Raw genomic sequence first — 19,609 nt, forward strand, 5'->3', positions numbered from 1 at the left:
TACTAAGTAAAATACAAACAGATAAAAGGGTTACACATATATAAGTCTATATTTAGACCTAAAATGTAATCTCTCCTTAAATATTTCGTTTGATAATATATATATACCACCAACAGATCAGACACGTATGAATTTCAAAACAATAATAACAACTCTTTATTCCAGACGAGCTACAGTTATATTGATTATGCTTATCCTATTTATATTCGTAAAGAATACTATAGAGCATAATATCTTACAGTCATTCGTTTTGGTTCTATTTTTGCTTATTCCTTCTCTTCTCACTTATCTGTTAACTCATTATCTATTGATTCCAAAATTCATAGAACAACAACGAAGTGAAGGATATTTGCTTTATATTGTCGCATCTTGTTTCATGATATTTGGTATTGTGTATGTATGTGCAAGTATAGAATCTTTATTGAGCGAAATTATCAATTCACTAGTTATGGAGCGTTATATCGGCGACATCAGACTGAAGTACTTAGCTCTTGTAATGCTTACATATGCTATTATTAATGTAATATACTTTGTAAAGAAATTCAAGAAAGAGAACGAACACAAGGAAGAGGTGTTAGCAAGAAATAAAAATATGGAAATGGAGATGTTGAAAACCCAAATAAATTCTCATTTCTTATTCAATGCCCTCAATAATATTTATTCCATGACCTATTTCGACAACAAAAACGCTTCTAAGTATATCATGAAGTTGTCTCAGATGTTACGTTATGTATTAGAAGATTGTGAAACAAATCAAGTACCAATATCTAGCGAAATCAAGTACATAGAAAACTACATTGATTTCCAGAAAGCTCGTTTTGAGACAGATCGGGACATTGTCTTTAATTATCAGAATGAAATAGGAGATGTATTGGTGTCACCGATGATTTTTCAACCCATTATCGAAAATTGTTTTAAGCATTGCCCGTTACAACATCAGAATAGTTATATCCACATTAATATAATAGTAGAGAAAAATCAGATTAAATTTACGTCTGAAAATACTCAAACATTGATGAAGGTACCAATTAAGAGGAGTAGTATAGGCATAGAAAATATGAAAAGCCGGCTAAATATTCTCTATAAAAATCGTTACATACTGAATATTGAAGATGGGAATGATATTTATAAAACGGAATTGATTATCAATATCTAATTATGAAAAATATGATGAAGGTTTTAATTGTTGATGACGAGTTTCATGCTAGAAAACTCTTAAAAGACTACGTCGCTAGAGTCCCATTTCTGACTTTAATAAAGACTTGTGAAAATATATTCGAGGCTATCGAAATAATGCAAAAAGAGAATATAGACCTTTTAATCTTAGATATTCAGATGCCTGATATGACTGGAATGGAATTTGCTCGTAGCCTTAATAAAAAACCAATTATCATTTTTTCAACTGCATATTCTGAATATGCGGTTGAAAGCTTTGAACTTGATGTGGCTGATTATTTATTGAAACCAGTCGAATTTCCGCGCTTTCTTCAAGCTATGTATAAAGCAAAAGGTAGATATGACGGAACTTCGCAGAGTACTGTTAACCCTATAAAACTAGCGGTTGTAGATAGCGATGATTTTATTATAGTAAAAGACGGAGCTAAAATATATAAAATCGAATATACTGATTTATTATATGTTGAAGGACAGCGTGAATATGTTACTTTCCATACTATACAGAAAAGAATAACAGCTTTGTATGTAATGAAAAATCTCGAAGACATCTTACCTTCTGAACGCTTTGTCAGAATTCATAAATCATATATTGTAGCCGTCAAAGCTATAGAAATGATAGAAGGAAATATGCTTAAAATAGGTGGAAAAACAATTCCAATTGGAAGTAGTTATAAGAAAGCCTTATTTGATCGATTAGGCAAATAAGGCTTTATCTATTTTATTCTATCAATTTACAATATTGAATATTACTTTTTCTCTTCAGCTGATAAACCACCCATTTAAAAAGAGAATAATAAAAGCAAGGTTTTACCAAAGAATACTCTTTTGAAAAAAGGAAGATTCTTTGAGTAAACTCGGAGAGCCTGACCTTGCTGAATTATTCTCTTGCTTATATCTTCGTGTTCAGATGAAAGAAAAGAGAGTTAGAGCGAGAATTTCTTATCTACTTCTTGAATGTCTCTCATTATAGAACTATCCAGTACTTTGGCATAATGTTGAGTGGTACGGACATTCGAATGCCCGAGTATTTTAGCTACATTTTCCAGCGATACTTTATTCGCTAAAAATACAATCGTTGCCGCTGTATGTCGGGCTACATGCGTGCTAAGCTTCTTCGTAATTCCGCACGAATCGGCAATTTCCTTCAAATAGGAATTCATGCGCTGATTGGTAGGCACAGGAAATAATACATTCTTTTCAATACAGTCAGGATGGTTTGCATATTTGTCTATAAGCATCTTTGCTGCTGTTATTAAAGGAATATTACACATATTATTTGTTTTCTGTCTGTTCTTGCGAATCCACAATGAGCCATTATTGTCCTTTACCAAATGTTCAGACTTTAGTTGCTCAATATCCGAAAATGCCAATCCCGTAAAACATTGGAAGAGAAAAATATCCTTGACTGTGCTTAGTCTTTCAATAGAGAAATCCTTCTGAATGATGAAATTCAATTCTTCTTGTGTCAAAAACTCGATATTAGTTTCCTCAAACTTGAATCTGTATGTCATAAAAGGGTCTTTCTGTATCCAGTCATTAGAATACGCTATACGCATAATTTTCTTTACCTGCTTCAATCGGGTGATAGCTGTATTCTGAGCACAATTCTTCTCAGTCTTTAAGAAGGTATCAAATTTTTGAATGAAGGGTAGATCAACATCCTTTAGATTGATATCGGACTTCTTATACTCTTTCTTTAAGAACTCCTTCAAATATCTTACTGTGCCCTCGAAGCGAATGATAGTTTTCTGAGCATAGCCTTTACCTTCTAATTGTTTAATCTCTTTATTATGCTCTTCAAAAACTTCTATCAGAGTTTTGTGTTTCTCTTCAACACCACAAAAGCGATTACATATTTCTTTTGCGGATATTTCAATGTCATCGGCTTCGAGTTGCCTATGGATATTCTGAACTTTAGCTCTGACCGTATCAATATACATATTAATCTCGGTTGATAGTCTGTCCTTGGTTTTTAGTTTTCCTTTGGTCTGATCCCAATTCTCTACTAATGCACTTCTTCGGACAAACATTTCACAGAATCGCTTATCTACAGTGATTCTCATGGCGATAGGGGCTTCTCCGTTTGCTTTGATTTTATTCTTTTTGAGAAAGAATAAAACATGAAAGGATTTTTGTTTCATTTTACTACTTTTTTTGTGGTTAAAATTACGTTTAAACCATCAAGTAGTCATGATGTAAGTTGCTGACAAATAATGACTAATACTCAAAATCGTGGACCATTTTTCACACGCTTGCTTGTCCACGATTTAGGCATGTATATACTGTCGTAAATTGCCCTTTTCTGCCTATTTGGACAAAAGAAAAAACCTTGACTTTCTACTGAAAATCAAGGTTTTACTTCTTTTTGCATCATTTGCTAGTGATCCCGCTGGGGCTCGAACCCAGGACCCCATCATTAAAAGTGATGTGCTCTACCTGCTGAGCTACGGAATCTCCCTGTTGCTTTATCAAAGCGAGTGCAAAGGTAGTTGAAAATATTTATTTACCAAATAAATGGAATAAAAAATTCCCTACATTCCTTCAATTCGCTATTCTTTATCATTAGACTTGACAGATAATAATCTGAAAAATAATACACTATACACAATGATTGGAAAATGTTAATATTTCAAATTTTTGAATAGAGTTCTTGCCTCACGAGCTTTATTCAGATAAATTATCAAAGTATCCCTATCAAATAAGTTCGGATTTTGCGGAATATAAATAAGCTGAAACAACGAAAGAAGCTCCTTGTCGGTAAACTGATCCAATATTTCATTGAAATGCTCATTGTCATCCATCTCAAAATAGAGCAATGCCAATCGTTCTTTCACTGCCAGATTATTGGGATCGAGGTCTAATAGCTTTTCTGTATAATAAGCTGCCTTCTCATAATCCTCTTCCTTGATGCTAACCAGAGCCAGCCTGTCGGTCAGATGAAAATTTTCGTTATCCTCAGTGTAGATGTTTAAATAATATTCTCTTGCCTTATCATAATGCTCCTGCTTAAACTCAATCTCCCCTGCAATCATATTCAAGTCAAAAAAGTCAGGATTTGAAGCCAGTGCCTTCTTCACTATCTGTGAAGCCTTATTATATTCTTTCTGCTGTAGAAAAACGTATGCTTTTCTCGAAATAGATTCAGAAGTCTCTCCATTCAACTTTTCATATTCTTCCAGAGCCGACAAGGCCTCGTCAAACATATCAAGAGACTGATAACATTCTGCCAACAGGAAATATATAGAGATATCCCCTGAACTCGTTTGCAATAGTTCATTAAAAATCTCAATAGCCTCTTCTGCTCTTCCGGCCAATGACAAACAATGAGCCTTTAACTTGAGCACATTGTCATCCGAGTCGTTAATGGTAAGAGCAAAGTCAAATGCATCTATCGCCTTCTCAAACTCCTCTCTGAGAGAATATAGTTTCCCCAGATTAACCCAAGCCTCATACGTATACGGCTCAATATCCAGAATTTTATTTGTAGTCTCTATTGCTGCATCAAAATTATCCAGCATTTCGTACGAATAGGCCAGGTCAGACAATACATCTGTATTCTCGGGATTGTGCTTCAGGCTTTCCTCAAAGTAAGAAACAGCCTCTTTAAAACAGTCAGCCTCAACATGAAGGAAACCTAGCTCGGCGAAGATCGTTTCAGGATCTTCATCCTCTTCTTTCTCTAGCATTTCTTCGGTCAGCTTATATGCTTCCACATAAAGCTCGAGTTGGAGGTAACATTCTATTTTAAGGAGATAGAGATCAAAGTCATATTCAGATGACGACATATTTATGATCTCTAAAGCTTCCGCATATTTACCGTCGTAGACTGCAAACTTAGCCTTCTTCACCAGCAAAGAACTATTAGCCGGATGTATCGTCAGTCCGGCATCAACAATCCTCCTTGCTACATCTGTTTTCTCGAGAGAATCATAATATTCTGCCAGTTCGTCAAATTCGTCTGCATCAAGATAAATAGGCTTGCCCGACTCTACCGACTGCTCATATTTTGTTACAAGTATTGATATATCTTTTTTCGACATTATTATAATTAATCAATAAAAGGCTACAAAGGTAACTCTTTTTTAAATTGTTTCAGTGCAACTTGCAATATCAATCTTTAATCCACCTCGTTATAGTTAATGAATTTAAAACCAAAGCTTCTGACATCGGGCTAATGTTCATATACCCCAAGACCTAACGCAATCTAATTACAACAAAAATATGTAATACATAAGCATTTTACTGATCTCCCAAAAAGTGAAACTTTTTACGATACTTCAAACTGTCACCTAAAAACAATTGCGTTCCATACGCCTGAAATATTTTCACAACGTAAAGAACGCAATACTATATAATAGATAAAATTAATTACTTATCTTTTGCCTTTGCCCAAGAATCTTTAAGAGACACAGTACGATTAAAAACCATATTCCCGGGAGTAGAATCTTTATCTACACAGAAATAGCCTGTACGTTGAAACTGGAATTTGTCCCCTTCCACCGCACTTTTGAGATAAGACTCCATCTTGCAGCCTTTAAGCACTTTTAATGAATCAGGGTTCAAAAGCTCTCTGAAATCTCTTCCATCATCAGCTGGATTTTCAACCATAAATAAGCGGTCGTATAAACGCACCTCAGCATCGAAAGAATCTTGAACGGAAACCCAATGTATAGTTCCTTTCACTTTGCGTCCGCTTTCGGGCATACCGCTTTTTGTGAACTCATCATACTCAGCATATACCTCTATCACATTTCCTACTTCATCCTTTTTACAGCCTGTACATTTTACGATATAAGCATTTTTCAAACGCACTTCATTACCCGGCGTAAGACGGAAATATTTCTTAGGAGCATCTTCCATAAAGTCGTCACGCTCTATATACAGTTCACGAGAGAACAAGATATCATGACTTCCCGAGTTTTCATCTTCAGGATTGTTCTGAGCCACCATCACTTCTGTCTTATCCTCAGGATAGTTTGTAATCACAAGCTTAACAGGGTCGAGAACAGCTGATACACGAGTCGTTTTTTTATTGAGATCTTCTCGTATAGCAAACTCAAACAAGCCAATATCGTTAACACCATCATACTTCGTATAACCTATCTTATCCATTAAAATACGGATAGACTCAGGAGTATACCCTCTCCGGCGGAATCCAGTAATGGTAGGCATACGTGGGTCATCCCATCCGCTAAGAATACCTTCTTCTACCATCGCTCTCAAATTGCGCTTACTAAGCAAAGTATATGTAAATTGCAATTTATTGAATTCATATTGATGAGGGCGATAGCTGTCTGTTGCCAACTGATCTATAAACCAATCGTAAAGCGGACGATGAGGAACAAACTCAAGCGTACACAACGAATGAGTCACACCTTCAAAATAATCGCATTGTCCGTGTGCAAAATCGTACATCGGATAAGCCTTCCATGTAGTTCCGGTACGATGATGCGGACGATTGATAATACGATATATGATAGGGTCTCTGAAATGCATGTTCGAAGCAGCCATATCTATCTTAGCTCTAAGCACCATACTTCCTTCTTCAAAAACACCTTCGTTCATCTTTTGAAATAGATCGAGGCTTTCTTCAATAGGGCGGTCACGGTATGGGCTGGCAACTCCGGGTTCGGTAGGAGTTCCTTTTTGCTTCGCTATTTCTTCGGCCGATTGTTCGTCTATATAAGCTTTTCCTTCTTTTATCAATTGTACTGCAAAATTCCACAACTGAGGGAAATAATCGGATGCATAATATACATTCGCCCAGTCATATCCCAGCCAGTGTATATCGTCCATGATAGAATCTACATATTCCACTTCTTCTTTTACAGGATTGGTATCATCAAACCGAAGGTTACATACTCCTCCATACTGCTGTGCTATACCAAAGTCTATGCAGATAGCTTTTGCGTGCCCGATATGTAAATATCCATTCGGTTCGGGCGGAAAACGAGTCTGTACACGGCTGTCATTTTTACCTTCTTTCAGGTCATTCTCAACAATAGCCTCTATAAAATTAAGACTCTTCTTAGGTTCTTCCGTATTCAACGTATTTTCAGACATATAAGTATAGGATTTTATTTATTCCCAGATTAGTTTGCTTTTGTTTCTTCTGTAAGGTAATTGTAATATGCTTGCAGAAATTCCTCATTTTTATCCGTGCCCTTGTATTCAGATATAATTTCTTGAGCTTCCATATATAATTTTTCCGCTTTTTCTAAATCCAGTTCTTTTACATATTTCAAGGATTCTTTATTCAGTTCGGCCGCTTTTTTTGCGTCACTATCCAATGACGAACAGGAGACGAACATAAATAAAATAAAAATAAAAGACACAAGATGTTTCATTTCATAAAAAAATTAAGATACAAAGATATGTTTTTTTGGATTATGAGCTGTAAGTTGTGAGTTATAAGTTGAAGGTTATGCATTTTACACTTTCACATAGATTATTTTTTGAGGATTGAGTAATCGTTTAAATTTTAATCAATGAAGAATATGGAAATCCTTAAACGAAAACAGTGCCAATATTATATCTTTGTCTTAAGTTAGTCATTTGTCAGAACATTAACGAACATGATCTTATGGAAGATAAATGCTCCGGCAAAATCATAAATAAGAGATATGAATAGAAGAAGCTTTTTGAATGTAGGGATTGGTTTGTCTTTGGTTTCGTTGCTTCCCAGCAAATTGGCAGCAAGAAACGAAGCATACAAAGCAACGAATAAAGTCATAAAACCCGCGAGATTAAACCTCGGCGATAAAATCGGGCTGATGGCTCCGGCTTGGCTGTTAAGCGAAAACGGGTTGCAATCATCCATAGAGAATATAAGGCAACTTGGCTTTGAGCCTGTATATTCAGAAAAGATCCTCGACCAGTATGGCTATTTTAGTGGAACGGACAAAGAAAGAGCCGAGGAATTTAACAATATGATTAAAAATCCTGAAATAAAAGGAATAATCTTTGCCGCCGGAGGATATGGTTGTGCCCGGATTCTTGATATGGTAGACTACAACCTAATTAAGAAAAACCCGAAGCTTATTATGGGATTTAGCGACGATACGGCCCTCATCAATTCGATATATAAAAAGACAGGACTGATAACATTTCATGGTCCTGTGGCTAAGCTACTGGATAACGATTATTCGAGAAAACAATTCAAAGATATTGCAGTTAATCCGACCGACAGATATACGATAGTAAGTGCACCGGAAGATCTCCTGAAAGCGGAAGAAGAGAAGATATACGAACGATATACAATAAATCACGGCAAGGCGAAAGGGGAACTAACAGGGGGCAATCTGACTCTGATCTGTTCTATGATAGGAACTCCTTATCAAATAGACTTAAAGAACAAAATCGTGATGATTGAAGACGTTGGAGAAGAACCATACAGAATTGATAGAATGCTGACGCAACTGATAGCTACAGGAGAATTAACTAAAGCTGCCGGAATTGCAATCGGAGTTAATAAAGATTGTGACAAATCAGAAAAGTCAACCGCTCCAAATTCATTTACGCTCAGGGAAGTAATCGAGGATCGGATTAAGCCATTAAATATTCCGGCAGTGCATGGATTATCATTTGGACACATCGATAATAACTTTACTTTTCCCATCGGAATAAAAGCTGAATTAGATGCAACGAATATGACAGTAAAACTACTCGAAAGATCTGTTATTTAAGATACTCGTTCTTCTATTTTTATACAAGTTTCGTTGAGATCAGAGAATTATATAGTTGCAAACAACATGTTTTTTGTATCTTTAAGGCTCAATTAAAAAACACTGAAAATGAAAGGAAAAATTCTTGTTACGGGTGGTGCCGGATATATTGGCTCTCATACTGTAGTAGAGTTACAAAACGCAGGCTATTCTGTCGTTATTATTGATGACTTATCTAATTCGACAGCAGATTCCATTGATGGCATTGAACGCATAACAGGCATACGCCCTATTTTTGAAAAACTGGACTGCAACGATATCGACGGATTGAGAAAATTGTTTACTACTCATTCGGATATCAATGGTATTATACACTTTGCCGCCAGTAAAGCAGTGGGCGAATCGGTTCAAAAGCCACTACTATACTATAGAAACAACCTGAATTCGTTGATCAATCTACTCGATCTGATGCCTGAATTTGGTATCAAAAACATTGTATTCTCATCTTCGTGCACCGTATACGGCGAGCCGGACAAGAATCCGATAGACGAAACAGCCCCGGTGAAGCCGGCGGAATCGCCTTATGGTAATACCAAACAAATAAATGAAGAAATAATAAAAGATGTGGTACGCTCGGGTGCTGATATAAAAAGTACAATACTACGCTACTTTAACCCAATAGGTGCGCATCCATCGACAGAAATAGGAGAGCTTCCAAACGGAGTCCCTCAAAACCTTGTGCCTTATATCACTCAAACTGCAATAGGAGTACGTCAACAGTTAAGTGTATTTGGAGACGATTACGACACTCCTGACGGTTCATGCATTCGCGACTTTATCAATGTTGTAGATTTGGCAAAAGCGCACGTGATAGCAATAGATCGTATGACAGGAAAGAAATCACTGGAAAAAGTTGAAATATTCAATCTTGGTACAGGCGTCGGAGTTTCGGTTCTGCAACTTATCAAAGTATTTGAACAGGTATCGGGTGTAAAATTAAACTATAAAATAGTAGGTCGCCGTGAAGGTGATATAGAGAAGATATGGGCCGACCCTAAACGTGCAAATACCGTACTAGGATGGACTGCCAAAGAAAACATAGAAGACACAATAAAGTCTGCGTGGAATTGGCAATTGAAGCTAAGAGAAAAAGGAATTATGTAATCGCTTCAATATACAATACAAAAAGCAGCTGATTAATCAGCTGCTTTTTTATTAATATCCTTTTTGATAAACATTTCCTTTACGCCAAAAGATCATTATATTCTTGATGTTTTTGTATATATACTTTTGTATAAGGGCATACAGGATGAACTTTCAGTCCGTTTTCGCGAACATAGTCTAACAGATATTTAGTCAGTGCTGCTGCAATACCCCTACCCTCCAACTCTTTTGGAACTTCGGTGTGAGTCACCACATAAACTCCGTCATTCACTCTATAGTCCACAAGAGCGATCTTACCTTCTACTTCTGTCTCAAAACGATTCTTGAGTTCATTATGCTTAATATTATATTCCATATTTCCACTTGTTTGATTACAAAGTATAAACAATCTATCCTTCTGTTTAGTTCCCTCCAAAATTGAATACCAAAGGTATATACGATGGTGAAGTGATAGGAACATTACCAATAAGGAATGTTGGTTTGAGCTGTACAAAGACCTTAGATTCTTTATTTCCTATACCGATGAAATTTTTAGCAATGTTCACAACCGCATCTTTAGAGTTATTCTTCATCAGAGTTGCCAGGTCTACCCCTATTGCAATAGGCAAGGTTTTGGTTTGTCCGGCTTCAACACTCAGTGCTTGATTCAGAGAGCCGGTAGTCAGCTGAATATCGTCAACACTTATTATGTACTGCAACCCATTCATCATAGCAGCAGACGTATTCGGATTTTTCACATCCAGGTTTAATGTGAAATTCAAAGGAATAGAGGAAGCATTTCCACTCAAAATAGAGGTTACTTTTGGTATAGAAGTTACAGAGAGGCCATTCGATAAATTAATACCCGAAACAGTCAAACCCGAGATTGACTGATAGTTATACTCGCAGTTTATCATGTTATATGTACCCGACAAACTCTTTTGAACACTATCACAACTAATAAATATAGCCATGATGATAAGTAGTGATAAGATTTTCTTCTTCATTTTTTAGTCTGTAATTATTACATTTTCTCGAAATTACTTTATAGTGACCATCGTTGCTCCATAGCCGTATTCACGGAAGGAAGCATCTTGATAATATGCTGATTTATATTTTGAGCTTAATTCTTTCAGTATAGCATTCTTTAGTATGCCATCACCCTTACCGTGTATGAATACAATCTTCTGCCCTTTGTTCCGCTTATTTTCATCCATCACCTCTTTGAATTTGTTAATTTGATATTCAAGAATATCAGAAGAAGACAGCCCCTGGGTATTATCGATTAATTCATCCGCATGTAAATCAATCTCAATAATTGTACTTTTTTCTTTTTTTACGATTGGCTGTATGCGAGGACGTTGCGAGACTTCTTTCTCATGCATAGCAGAAGCTATTTCTTCGGGAGAAATAATAAATTCTTTTTCTGCCAAATCGCGACGAACAATAGAATACAGCATAGCATCATCTTCGAAATAGTCATTTTCTTTGAAGCTATGAAGCTTGTAAAATTTAACTGTATCAATCCGAAGTTCAACAGAATATGCGTTTTTTAAAGAATAGGGTTTCCCTTTTTTATACGCAAAAAACTGTAAACAGACCTTCTCTATATCATTCAACTCTGCTTTCTCAAACTCTTCGAGAAAGAGTTTCGTATTCGGCTCAATAACCCCTGTAGCTCTACTAACCCATCCTGCTTCAGCCCTACCCATATAGTTGTACGACAGATAATAGTTGCTGTCATTGATAAGATAGCACTCAAAGTTTGTACTACTAAGGCTCTTTATATCCACAGGCAGATAAGCAAGATTGACAGTCAACAGCTCTCCCTCTTTTGTCTCCTCGGGCTTATATTCCTCTTCTTGCTTTATGGTTGATGTTTGCTGAACAAACGTTTGCTGAGAAGATTTGGTCGATTGTCTCACCTGCATATCGTTTGCAGGCTCTATCAAGACTGTCTCACGGATAAGAACGGGAATATCAAACCCTTCCTCATCTTCTACCAACACAATATCTTTTCCCTGAAATCCCCGTACAACACCACCACCTGTAGTATTGAGGAAACGAACTTTATCTCCGATCTTCATAAATCTTAATTATTCTTTTTTAAGCTATTATTCAGCTTTTTTATTCACGCAAAGTTCCTTATTTTTGTCGGATAAAAAAAGTAATAAGTGGAAATATCCAGCCCTCAAAAAATACATATTCAAGATTATAATTATAATCTTCCGGATGACCGTATTGCCAAATATCCCCTGACTAAACGGGATAACTCAAAACTTCTTGTATATAAGAACGAGAAAATAACCGATACTGTTTTCAGTAATATAAATAATTTTCTGCCCGAAAATTGTCTTATGGTATTCAACAATACCAAAGTAATACAAGCAAGGCTTCATTTTCAGAAAACAACCGGAGCTCAGATAGAGATATTCTGTCTCGAACCTTGTATACCGAACGACTATCAGCTAAATTTTCAACAAACTGAAAAATGCTCATGGGTATGCTTGATCGGTAACCTAAAGAAGTGGAAAGAGGGAAGCCTTACCCGGCAAATAAACGTAAATGAGCAAATTGTAAATTTCACGGCTACCCGTACAGGATCTCATGGTGACGCTCACGTTATAGACTTCGAGTGGGATAATCAAGGAGTGACATTTTCAGAGCTGCTTGATGCTGTGGGAGAATTACCAATCCCTCCATACTTAAACAGGGCAACGGAAGAACAAGACAAACAAACATATCAGACCGTATATTCTAAAATAGACGGATCTGTTGCCGCACCTACAGCAGGGCTTCATTTTACCCCCGAAGTCATGAAGTCATTGAAGGAGCAGGGCATGAAACTGGCGGAGGTTACTCTCCATGTAGGAGCCGGAACTTTTCGCCCGGTAAAATCGGATGAAATAGGAGATCATGTAATGCACTCTGAATTTATATCCGTACAAAAGAGTTTCATTGAAGAGCTAATAAGATTCGAAGGAAAAGTAATCGCAGTAGGCACAACATCCGTTCGCACACTGGAAAGCCTCTACTATATGGGAGTATCACTCGAAAACCAAAAGCAATCACATGTGCACGTATCACAATGGATGCCTTACAATGATTCGAACAACAGGCTATCAAAAAAGGATGCATTAAAAAATATCTTAGCTTATTTAGAGGCAAATTCACTAAGCACGCTGATTGCAGATACTCAAATTATCATTGCACCCGGCTATGAGTTCAAAATAGTAGATGGCATAGTAACCAACTTCCATCAACCTCAAAGTACACTCCTGTTGTTAGTATCAGCATTTTTAGGCAACAATAATTGGAAAAATATATATGAACATGCTCTCTCCTCTGATTATCGTTTTCTAAGTTATGGGGATAGTTCTTTATTATTAAAAGATTAACATAAACTAAAGAATAAAATTTATGAAAAAGAAAAGTACATATATTATTCTAGCCATTCTTGTTATAGGTTTATTCTTTTATGGATACCGGATTTTCAGCACCGGATTCAATATAGATAAAACTGTATATCTATATATCGATGATGACAAAGATTATAATACATTGCACCAAGAGATAAAGGATAGTGCAAAAATAAAAAGCATTTCGAGCTTTGACATACTCGCTCTTTTATTAGATTACAAATCGAATATAAGAAGCGGACGCTATGCTGTAACGCCGGACATGAGTGTATATGATTTAATAAAAGACTTACGGAGTGGGCATCAAGCTCCGGTAAAACTCAAATTTAATAATATACGGACAAAGGAAGATCTAGCTCAACGCATCTCAGAGCAGCTAATGATAAATAAAGAAACTTTACTTAACACACTGGAAGATTCTATTAAATGCAAAGAACTCGGATTTAATCCTCAAACTGTAGTGGCCATGTTTATACCCAACACGTACGAATATTACTGGGATGTAACCATCGATAATTTTCTACAGCGAATGAAGAAAGAATATGAAAAATTTTGGACTAACGATCGCTTAGAGAAGGCAAAAGAAATAGGGCTGACACCTGTTGAGGTTTCTACGCTTGCTTCTATTGTGGAAGAAGAATGTACATATTCGGATGAATACCCTAAAGTTGCAGGTCTATATATGAATCGTTTACACATCGGGCAAGTATTGCAAGCAGACCCTACTGTGAAGTTTGCTGTTGGCGATTTTAGTCTACGCCGTATTTTAAATGTGCATACTGAAATTGATTCTCCATATAATACCTATAGAGTAAAAGGATTGCCTCCGGGGCCTATTCGTATTCCATCCATCAAAGGGATAGATGCTGTACTAAACTATACAAAACATGATTATCTGTACATGTGTGCAAAAGAAGACTTTTCAGGATATCATAATTTTGCGGCAAACTATCAGGAGCATTTAAGAAACAGGTCTTTATATATCAAAGCTTTGGATGCTAGAGGAATCAAATAATGAATGATCAGAAAGCATTCTGATCTCCTTTAAAGACGTTTACAATGGTCAGATAAATGATTTTCAGATCGAGGAAAAATGTCCAGTTTTCGAGGTACCAAACATCTCTAACCACACGACCTTCCATTTCTTCAACAGTCCTGGTTTCGCCTCTATATCCTGTAACTTGTGCCCACCCTGTAATTCCGGGCTTCACCAAATGGCGTACCATAAATTTATCGATAATAGAAGAGTAAAGCTCCGTATGCTTAAGCATATGTGGGCGTGGTCCTACAACTGACATATCATTTTTTAGGACATTGATAAATTGAGGAAATTCATCTATACTTGTTTTCCGCATAAAAGCGCCTATTTTTGTCACGCGCGGATCTCCTGAAGTAGCTTGTAATTTGTCAGCTTCCTTATTCGGGCGCATAGACCTGAATTTATAACAGTTGAATACTCTACCTCCCTTTCCTGTTCTTTTCTGCTTAAAAAAGACCGGCCCCTTCGATGTTGCCTTGATTATTGTTCCAAATATGATATAGACAATAGGAAATATTGTAAGAAGGACAAATACAGAAAGAATAAGATCAAAAGACCGTTTTACCAATCTATTAGAAAAATGCTGCAAAGGCTCGTTTCTAAGACTAAGAATTGGAGTAGACTCTAAGAACGTTAGAGCAAAACGCCGCTTTATATATTTATGAAACTCAGGAACTAAATGGAAACGAATCATATTCTTTTCAGAATAAGTAATTAGATCCACTATCGTCTCTTCCTTGTTATTAGGTAAGGTACAGAAGATTTCATCAATCTTCACCTGCTGAACATATGCTCTAACTTCAGACACCTTTCCTAAATAATTTGGCAATACATCTTTCTTATCCGGGTTATCGTCAAAGAAACCCATTACTTTATATCCAAAGTCACTGAACAATAGTGATTCATGTATTTTTATCCCATTCGTACCACCTCCGATTATAACAACCTGCCTATAATTGTAACCTTTTCTACGATAATATTTTAGGGCTATTCTGAAAATAATATGCCAAATAATAAACGATGTAGCAAGGATAAAGAAGCCGATAATCCATGGCATAACAGGGATAGCAACTACGTTGAATACAGAAAATCCGGTAGTAACCAAGAATGCATATAGCGCAATAAATATAGTAGATTTCTGCGCGATATTATCTAAATATATAACATTGGTTGCAATCTGAACATTTACAAAGGAAGCTACAAAAAAATAGCATAGGTTTATAAGCAAAAATGCTATCATGAACTCTTCGGAATACACAGTCGTCATGTGTATAGGCTCATGGTAGATATAAAATGCTGTTAAAAAAAATATGTTGATAAGAAGTAAATCGCCAATGCGAATTATCCAATCAATCATAAATCCATATCCGTCTTTTCCTTCTGTTACATTCATAGCAGTATACAAATATAAAGATGCAAATATAACTATTTGTCACTAAAACTTAACGTAATTCCGCATTTTCAGGTGTCTTATATCGCTTCTTGTACATAAATATTATAAGGATAACAGTAAAAATAAGGCTAAGTATCGTAATCCACATATTTTTCTCCAAAGAGTAAACACTCAAATCTTCGTATTGAGGTGTTCCATAATATACAAATGCGAGTACAACTCCTATTACATTATTTACAGTATGTACCACAACCGGAACCCAGATTGTCCCTGACCAAACAAACATATAGCCGAGAACAGCTCCGAGTAATACACGAGGTATAAATCCATAAAACTGAAAATGCATTGCACTAAAAACGATGGCAGCTATCCAAACGGCAAAATGTTGATTCTTTACTATTTTTTGTATGATTTGCTGCAAACACCCTCTAAAAAAGAGCTCTTCACCGAGCCCGGCAACCACTGCAATAATTAATAAATTTAGGATAAGCCCGCCCATTGATTTATCGAGGAATAAAAGACCTGTCGTTTTTTCTGCTGCCAGCTCATTCTCTTTCATCCAAGCCTGAATAGCAGACATCGATTCGGGTAATACGATCTGCTGATTATAGTATCCAATAAAATTGATAAGAGGCTGTATTACGACTATTAAACAAACTCCTAATAGTAGAAAAGTAACATTGTAAGATTCATCTATTTTCAGATATTCTTTAGTATTGCTCTGTGATAAAAAAGCAAATACCAGCGAAGGTATGATAAAGAAAAATGCAGTCTGTACAGTCAATGCCATTCTTGTAATCTTTACAGATTGGTTCAATTCGTCCAAGTGTCCACTAAGAGAAATTATTAAAGTTGTAAATATTAGCCCTGAGAAAGCTAAGAAAATAAAAAAGAAAAGTTGGGCCCAACCACCCATTCCGTATAATAAGCCTTTGTTATTTTGCTCCATTTTATTAATTATTGATCCTGAGTATACTTATTCCTGAACAGCTTTTTGAGTCGGCACAATACTCAACCAAAGTCTTCTTCTCTATCACAACCTGCTTCTGCTTACTCGACGCATGTATAAAATGAAGTTCTCCGTTTTGCCAATATGCAATACCTATATGAGAATAGTCGAGACCTTGAAGTGAGGTCGCAAATACAACAATATCGCCACTCTCTATTTTTTCTTTATTTTTAGATATAGATTCAACAGGAATGATTCTATAATTATCCCTGTTATTCACTGCTCTTTCTATTTCTTTCATTTTTGAAACATTTACCTCATTATCTTTCAGATGTTTATACGATTGAGGATGTCCCGACATAAAACTCAGCGGATGATTTACAATTTTACCTCCGATATCTGTACTGATATTTCTCAATAGATTGTTTCTTTCATTTTCATATATCCAATCACTTGTATAATGAAGACGAGAAGTATAGCCTTTAATTTCTCGACCACGATAACGCATATTGATTAAACAAGAGCAGTAGTTTTCGAAAGAACTATCTTCTGATTTTATGACACGTGTGAGAGCAATACAATTTTCGACAAAAGTTGTACAGTCCAACTCTCTCAGATTTATAATGAGAGTTTCGTTGTCTGAAGCCTCCAGAGTAGATGCAACATAAGGCTTGCCAAGAAAAAACTTAGCAGTTTTTATCAATAACTGATTAAAGGGAAGGTCTTTCTGTGGTTTAAATTGCTCAATGTAGCGAACAAAAGTCAAAGAGTCTTCTTTCTGATATATTACACCATTTTCTCCCTTCATTTGAAAAGGAAGTATGATTAAAAGACACAAAGCAAAAAATCTATAGAATTTCATAACCTATCATTTAATACTTAGGTATAGTTTTTACCTATTTGCAAATATATGAAATTAAAGATGTTCGTTTTCTCTTTTAAATGAAAAAACGGAAGTCTATTATTCTAGACTCCCGTTTTCAATATTATTATCATTGCGGAAACTATTGATCAATTATTGGAGACGTTTTAGACGATAGAGCAATTGCTGTATAGCTTCTTGATAGTCATCTATAATTGCCTGTGTAAAAGCTTCTGCAAACAACTCTCTCTGAGATTCAGTATATTTGAAGAACTCCTCGGCATGTTTTACTATGTCTGCAGGATTAGCTGTTTCAGGAATTACAATATCCAAATCGCCCTTTACTGCATAAGATGTTTCTACAAGACGATCTGTAACGTCAAGAAGGTCTTCCAAAGCTTGGTCTAATGCAATGTGTTGCGCATAGCTGCCCTTGCCTGTAACGTGCCAATGATAAAGTTTTAAACTATTGTTGAAAGAAAACATCTTTCCAACAAATTTTGCAATATCAGCATTTACTGATACATTCTTTTTTTCTTTTAATGTTGAAGTACTCATGATGATAAAATTTATTTATTAATATTGTTTTTATATAGACAAATATAATAATAAAAAGAGAGAATTCCAAATATATACAATTGAATATCTAGATACTGACATAGACGTCGCCTATGATCGTTCTCTCAATACAAGTAATGCATTGCATATTATAAAACGATATAATGCAACTCTTTGTTTATTCTATTAAGCCTATTATGGTGCTGAATGTTTAAAAAAACATAATTCAGGAAGATATTGATATATTACCCCTAGAGTGGATGTGATTTTATATCAAATGAGGGAAGAACGTTAGTCTAGGTAAAGGCGTCTCATCTTTATAAGATCTACCTTCAACTCCTTAGTAAGGAAATTCATGATAGTCCCATAATCTCGTTTTATCTGGTTAATACCTGCTTGCAAAAACATACGCTTGGCAGTAAAAATAGGTTCTGCCCGTGGATACTTAGCAATGAATGCATCATATTTATCACTCAGGTATATTTTAGAAGAAAGGTAATCTTGCATAATAGTTTCTTCATCAACTCCCAATGCGTATAGAACAAGAGCTGCTGCCATACCGGCCCTATCCTTACCGGCAGAACAATGAAAGACTAATGGAGCACTCAGATTATTTTGTATAATAGCAAAGAAGATCCGATAAGCTCGCACACATGCCGGATCACTTACAAGCAGACGATTCATGTGCTTCATATGGCTGTCGATATTCGTTTTCAGAAGATTCGCTTGTATTCCCTCACTACTCAGGTTACCGGGAGTAATGGCAATGGGATACGTAAATTGTACTGTTGAAGGTAAATTATCTCGATAACGTTTGGTTTCAGCTTGTGCCCTAAAGTCTACAACGGATATTATAGGAATACTTGCCAAATAAGCGACATCGCCCTCAGTCAGGCTGGACAATTCATCTGCACGAAACAATTTACCCCATTTAGTATATCTACCGTCTTTGGTCTTGAAGCCGCCTAAGTCCCGAAAATTATAACACCCTTCCATTGGGAGATGGCGTTCAGACAGATTTAGAATTTCGCCATTGTTATGCAGCTCAAAATAGATACGAATAGATGTGCTCACATTCAAAGGATATACCCCACTACCATTACCGATAAGTATAGGCTCTTTATGGTTTATACTATCGAATGAATCGCCGGCGTATAAGGACCAATTACCTTCAGTTTCCAGTCTGAAACTTGCGGCTTTAGTATACTTATCACGTATTATTTGCGCCTTTAATATAGCCGTATCCATTGATTCCTTAAAGTTTCATTTCTTGATAATGATAGCAAATGCTAAAGAGGATTTTTATAAAACCATGACAAATATACAGAATTAGTTGAAATATTGCTAACTGGCCGATTAAAACAGAGAATATGTAAAAAAAGATAAATGTTTACAAAAAAGACACA

18 protein-coding genes and 1 tRNA gene are annotated in these 19,609 nt (G+C 35.9%); 6 read left to right on the forward strand and 13 right to left on the reverse strand.

From position 1 onward, the window contains the following. The first annotated feature begins 127 nt into the window (after nucleotides 1–127). Nucleotides 128–1,156, forward strand: coding sequence for a sensor histidine kinase (locus QOX35_RS01350; RefSeq protein ID WP_283685477.1), 1,029 nt, complete (start codon nucleotides 128–130; stop codon nucleotides 1,154–1,156). A 2-nt stretch (nucleotides 1,157–1,158) separates the two neighbouring features. Continuing rightward, complete coding sequence (locus tag QOX35_RS01355; RefSeq protein ID WP_283685478.1) at nucleotides 1,159–1,881, forward strand: LytR/AlgR family response regulator transcription factor; 723 nt, start codon at nucleotides 1,159–1,161, stop codon at nucleotides 1,879–1,881. 218 nt (nucleotides 1,882–2,099) lie between these two features. On the opposite strand, the gene QOX35_RS01360 is transcribed toward QOX35_RS01355, so the two are convergent. The 5 genes from QOX35_RS01360 to QOX35_RS01380 form a co-directional block, all read right to left on the reverse strand. Beyond that, nucleotides 2,100–3,317: a site-specific integrase gene (locus QOX35_RS01360; RefSeq protein ID WP_283685479.1), complete on the reverse strand. Its 1,218-nt coding sequence runs from the start codon at nucleotides 3,315–3,317 to the stop codon at nucleotides 2,100–2,102. Nucleotides 3,318–3,557: 240 nt separating this feature from the next. Next, nucleotides 3,558–3,630, reverse strand: a tRNA-Lys gene (locus tag QOX35_RS01365). 167 nt (nucleotides 3,631–3,797) lie between these two features. Next, entirely contained in the window at nucleotides 3,798–5,216 is a 1,419-nt protein-coding gene (locus tag QOX35_RS01370; protein ID WP_283685480.1) for a tetratricopeptide repeat protein, read from the reverse strand. Between the two features lie 328 nt (nucleotides 5,217–5,544). Next, entirely contained in the window at nucleotides 5,545–7,239 is a 1,695-nt protein-coding gene (locus tag QOX35_RS01375) for a glutamine--tRNA ligase/YqeY domain fusion protein (RefSeq protein WP_283685481.1), read from the reverse strand. 29 nt (nucleotides 7,240–7,268) lie between these two features. After that, nucleotides 7,269–7,523, reverse strand: coding sequence for an outer membrane protein assembly factor BamD (locus QOX35_RS01380; RefSeq protein ID WP_283685482.1), 255 nt, complete (start codon nucleotides 7,521–7,523; stop codon nucleotides 7,269–7,271). Nucleotides 7,524–7,799: 276 nt separating this feature from the next. Between QOX35_RS01380 and QOX35_RS01385 the strand changes: the two genes are divergently transcribed. Both QOX35_RS01385 and galE read left to right on the forward strand, forming a co-directional pair. Continuing rightward, nucleotides 7,800–8,861, forward strand: a complete 1,062-nt coding sequence (locus QOX35_RS01385; RefSeq protein WP_283685483.1) for a S66 peptidase family protein — start codon at nucleotides 7,800–7,802, stop codon at nucleotides 8,859–8,861. Nucleotides 8,862–8,969: 108 nt separating this feature from the next. Continuing rightward, the gene (gene galE, locus QOX35_RS01390; protein WP_135105460.1) at nucleotides 8,970–10,004 is read left to right on the forward strand and encodes a UDP-glucose 4-epimerase GalE; all 1,035 of its coding nucleotides are present in this window, start codon (nucleotides 8,970–8,972) and stop codon (nucleotides 10,002–10,004) included. A gap of 79 nt (nucleotides 10,005–10,083) precedes the next feature. On the opposite strand, the gene QOX35_RS01395 is transcribed toward galE, so the two are convergent. Genes QOX35_RS01395 through QOX35_RS01405 form a run of 3 tightly spaced genes read right to left on the reverse strand, consistent with a single transcriptional unit; the run spans nucleotide 10,084 to nucleotide 12,070 of the window. After that, nucleotides 10,084–10,359: a GNAT family N-acetyltransferase gene (locus QOX35_RS01395; RefSeq protein WP_006841727.1), complete on the reverse strand. Its 276-nt coding sequence runs from the start codon at nucleotides 10,357–10,359 to the stop codon at nucleotides 10,084–10,086. Nucleotides 10,360–10,405: 46 nt separating this feature from the next. Further along, the gene (locus QOX35_RS01400; RefSeq protein ID WP_283685484.1) at nucleotides 10,406–10,990 is read right to left on the reverse strand and encodes an LEA type 2 family protein; all 585 of its coding nucleotides are present in this window, start codon (nucleotides 10,988–10,990) and stop codon (nucleotides 10,406–10,408) included. A gap of 33 nt (nucleotides 10,991–11,023) precedes the next feature. Further along, complete coding sequence (locus QOX35_RS01405) at nucleotides 11,024–12,070, reverse strand: DUF2027 domain-containing protein (protein ID WP_283685485.1); 1,047 nt, start codon at nucleotides 12,068–12,070, stop codon at nucleotides 11,024–11,026. Nucleotides 12,071–12,157: 87 nt separating this feature from the next. Between QOX35_RS01405 and QOX35_RS01410 the strand changes: the two genes are divergently transcribed. Together QOX35_RS01410 and mltG are read left to right on the forward strand one after the other, a co-directional pair. Continuing rightward, entirely contained in the window at nucleotides 12,158–13,381 is a 1,224-nt protein-coding gene (locus QOX35_RS01410) for an S-adenosylmethionine:tRNA ribosyltransferase-isomerase (protein WP_283685486.1), read from the forward strand. 22 nt (nucleotides 13,382–13,403) lie between these two features. Continuing rightward, the gene (gene mltG, locus QOX35_RS01415) at nucleotides 13,404–14,417 is read left to right on the forward strand and encodes an endolytic transglycosylase MltG (protein WP_283685487.1); all 1,014 of its coding nucleotides are present in this window, start codon (nucleotides 13,404–13,406) and stop codon (nucleotides 14,415–14,417) included. Nucleotides 14,418–14,424: 7 nt separating this feature from the next. On the opposite strand, the gene QOX35_RS01420 is transcribed toward mltG, so the two are convergent. The 5 genes from QOX35_RS01420 to QOX35_RS01440 all read right to left on the reverse strand — a co-directional run bounded on the left by QOX35_RS01420 (nucleotide 14,425) and on the right by QOX35_RS01440 (nucleotide 19,451). Further along, the gene (locus QOX35_RS01420; protein WP_283685488.1) at nucleotides 14,425–15,834 is read right to left on the reverse strand and encodes an undecaprenyl-phosphate glucose phosphotransferase; all 1,410 of its coding nucleotides are present in this window, start codon (nucleotides 15,832–15,834) and stop codon (nucleotides 14,425–14,427) included. A 49-nt stretch (nucleotides 15,835–15,883) separates the two neighbouring features. Then, a complete protein-coding gene (locus QOX35_RS01425; protein WP_283685489.1) occupies nucleotides 15,884–16,783 on the reverse strand; it encodes a CPBP family intramembrane glutamic endopeptidase in 900 nt (299 codons plus the stop codon). 4 nt (nucleotides 16,784–16,787) lie between these two features. Continuing rightward, on the reverse strand, nucleotides 16,788–17,591 hold the full coding sequence (locus QOX35_RS01430; RefSeq protein WP_283685490.1) for an N-acetylmuramoyl-L-alanine amidase-like domain-containing protein: 804 nt from the start codon (nucleotides 17,589–17,591) through the stop codon (nucleotides 16,788–16,790). A gap of 207 nt (nucleotides 17,592–17,798) precedes the next feature. Next, nucleotides 17,799–18,203, reverse strand: coding sequence for a DUF5856 family protein (locus QOX35_RS01435; RefSeq protein ID WP_006841719.1), 405 nt, complete (start codon nucleotides 18,201–18,203; stop codon nucleotides 17,799–17,801). 291 nt (nucleotides 18,204–18,494) lie between these two features. Continuing rightward, a complete protein-coding gene (locus QOX35_RS01440; RefSeq protein WP_283685491.1) occupies nucleotides 18,495–19,451 on the reverse strand; it encodes a tyrosine-protein phosphatase in 957 nt (318 codons plus the stop codon). Nucleotides 19,452–19,609 lie beyond the last annotated feature (158 nt).

Source organism: Dysgonomonas sp. Marseille-Q5470, assembly GCF_951230145.1.
Classification (GTDB): domain Bacteria; phylum Bacteroidota; class Bacteroidia; order Bacteroidales; family Dysgonomonadaceae; genus Dysgonomonas.

Excerpts from the sequence above, each read along its gene's own strand:
- QOX35_RS01350 (WP_283685477.1), top strand. The coding sequence starts at position 128 with ATGAATTTCAAAACAATAATAACAACTCTTTATTCCAGACGAGCTACA.
- QOX35_RS01355 (WP_283685478.1), top strand. The coding sequence starts at position 1,159 with ATGAAAAATATGATGAAGGTTTTAATTGTTGATGACGAGTTTCATGCT.
- QOX35_RS01360 (WP_283685479.1), bottom strand. The coding sequence starts at position 3,317 with ATGAAACAAAAATCCTTTCATGTTTTATTCTTTCTCAAAAAGAATAAA.
- QOX35_RS01370 (WP_283685480.1), bottom strand. The coding sequence starts at position 5,216 with ATGTCGAAAAAAGATATATCAATACTTGTAACAAAATATGAGCAGTCG.
- QOX35_RS01375 (WP_283685481.1), bottom strand. The coding sequence starts at position 7,239 with ATGTCTGAAAATACGTTGAATACGGAAGAACCTAAGAAGAGTCTTAAT.
- QOX35_RS01380 (WP_283685482.1), bottom strand. The coding sequence starts at position 7,523 with ATGAAACATCTTGTGTCTTTTATTTTTATTTTATTTATGTTCGTCTCC.
- QOX35_RS01385 (WP_283685483.1), top strand. The coding sequence starts at position 7,800 with ATGAATAGAAGAAGCTTTTTGAATGTAGGGATTGGTTTGTCTTTGGTT.
- galE (WP_135105460.1), top strand. The coding sequence starts at position 8,970 with ATGAAAGGAAAAATTCTTGTTACGGGTGGTGCCGGATATATTGGCTCT.
- QOX35_RS01395 (WP_006841727.1), bottom strand. The coding sequence starts at position 10,359 with ATGGAATATAATATTAAGCATAATGAACTCAAGAATCGTTTTGAGACA.
- QOX35_RS01400 (WP_283685484.1), bottom strand. The coding sequence starts at position 10,990 with ATGAAGAAGAAAATCTTATCACTACTTATCATCATGGCTATATTTATT.
- QOX35_RS01405 (WP_283685485.1), bottom strand. The coding sequence starts at position 12,070 with ATGAAGATCGGAGATAAAGTTCGTTTCCTCAATACTACAGGTGGTGGT.
- mltG (WP_283685487.1), top strand. The coding sequence starts at position 13,404 with ATGAAAAAGAAAAGTACATATATTATTCTAGCCATTCTTGTTATAGGT.
- QOX35_RS01420 (WP_283685488.1), bottom strand. The coding sequence starts at position 15,834 with ATGAATGTAACAGAAGGAAAAGACGGATATGGATTTATGATTGATTGG.
- QOX35_RS01425 (WP_283685489.1), bottom strand. The coding sequence starts at position 16,783 with ATGGAGCAAAATAACAAAGGCTTATTATACGGAATGGGTGGTTGGGCC.
- QOX35_RS01430 (WP_283685490.1), bottom strand. The coding sequence starts at position 17,591 with ATGAAGGGAGAAAATGGTGTAATATATCAGAAAGAAGACTCTTTGACT.
- QOX35_RS01435 (WP_006841719.1), bottom strand. The coding sequence starts at position 18,203 with ATGAGTACTTCAACATTAAAAGAAAAAAAGAATGTATCAGTAAATGCT.
- QOX35_RS01440 (WP_283685491.1), bottom strand. The coding sequence starts at position 19,451 with ATGGATACGGCTATATTAAAGGCGCAAATAATACGTGATAAGTATACT.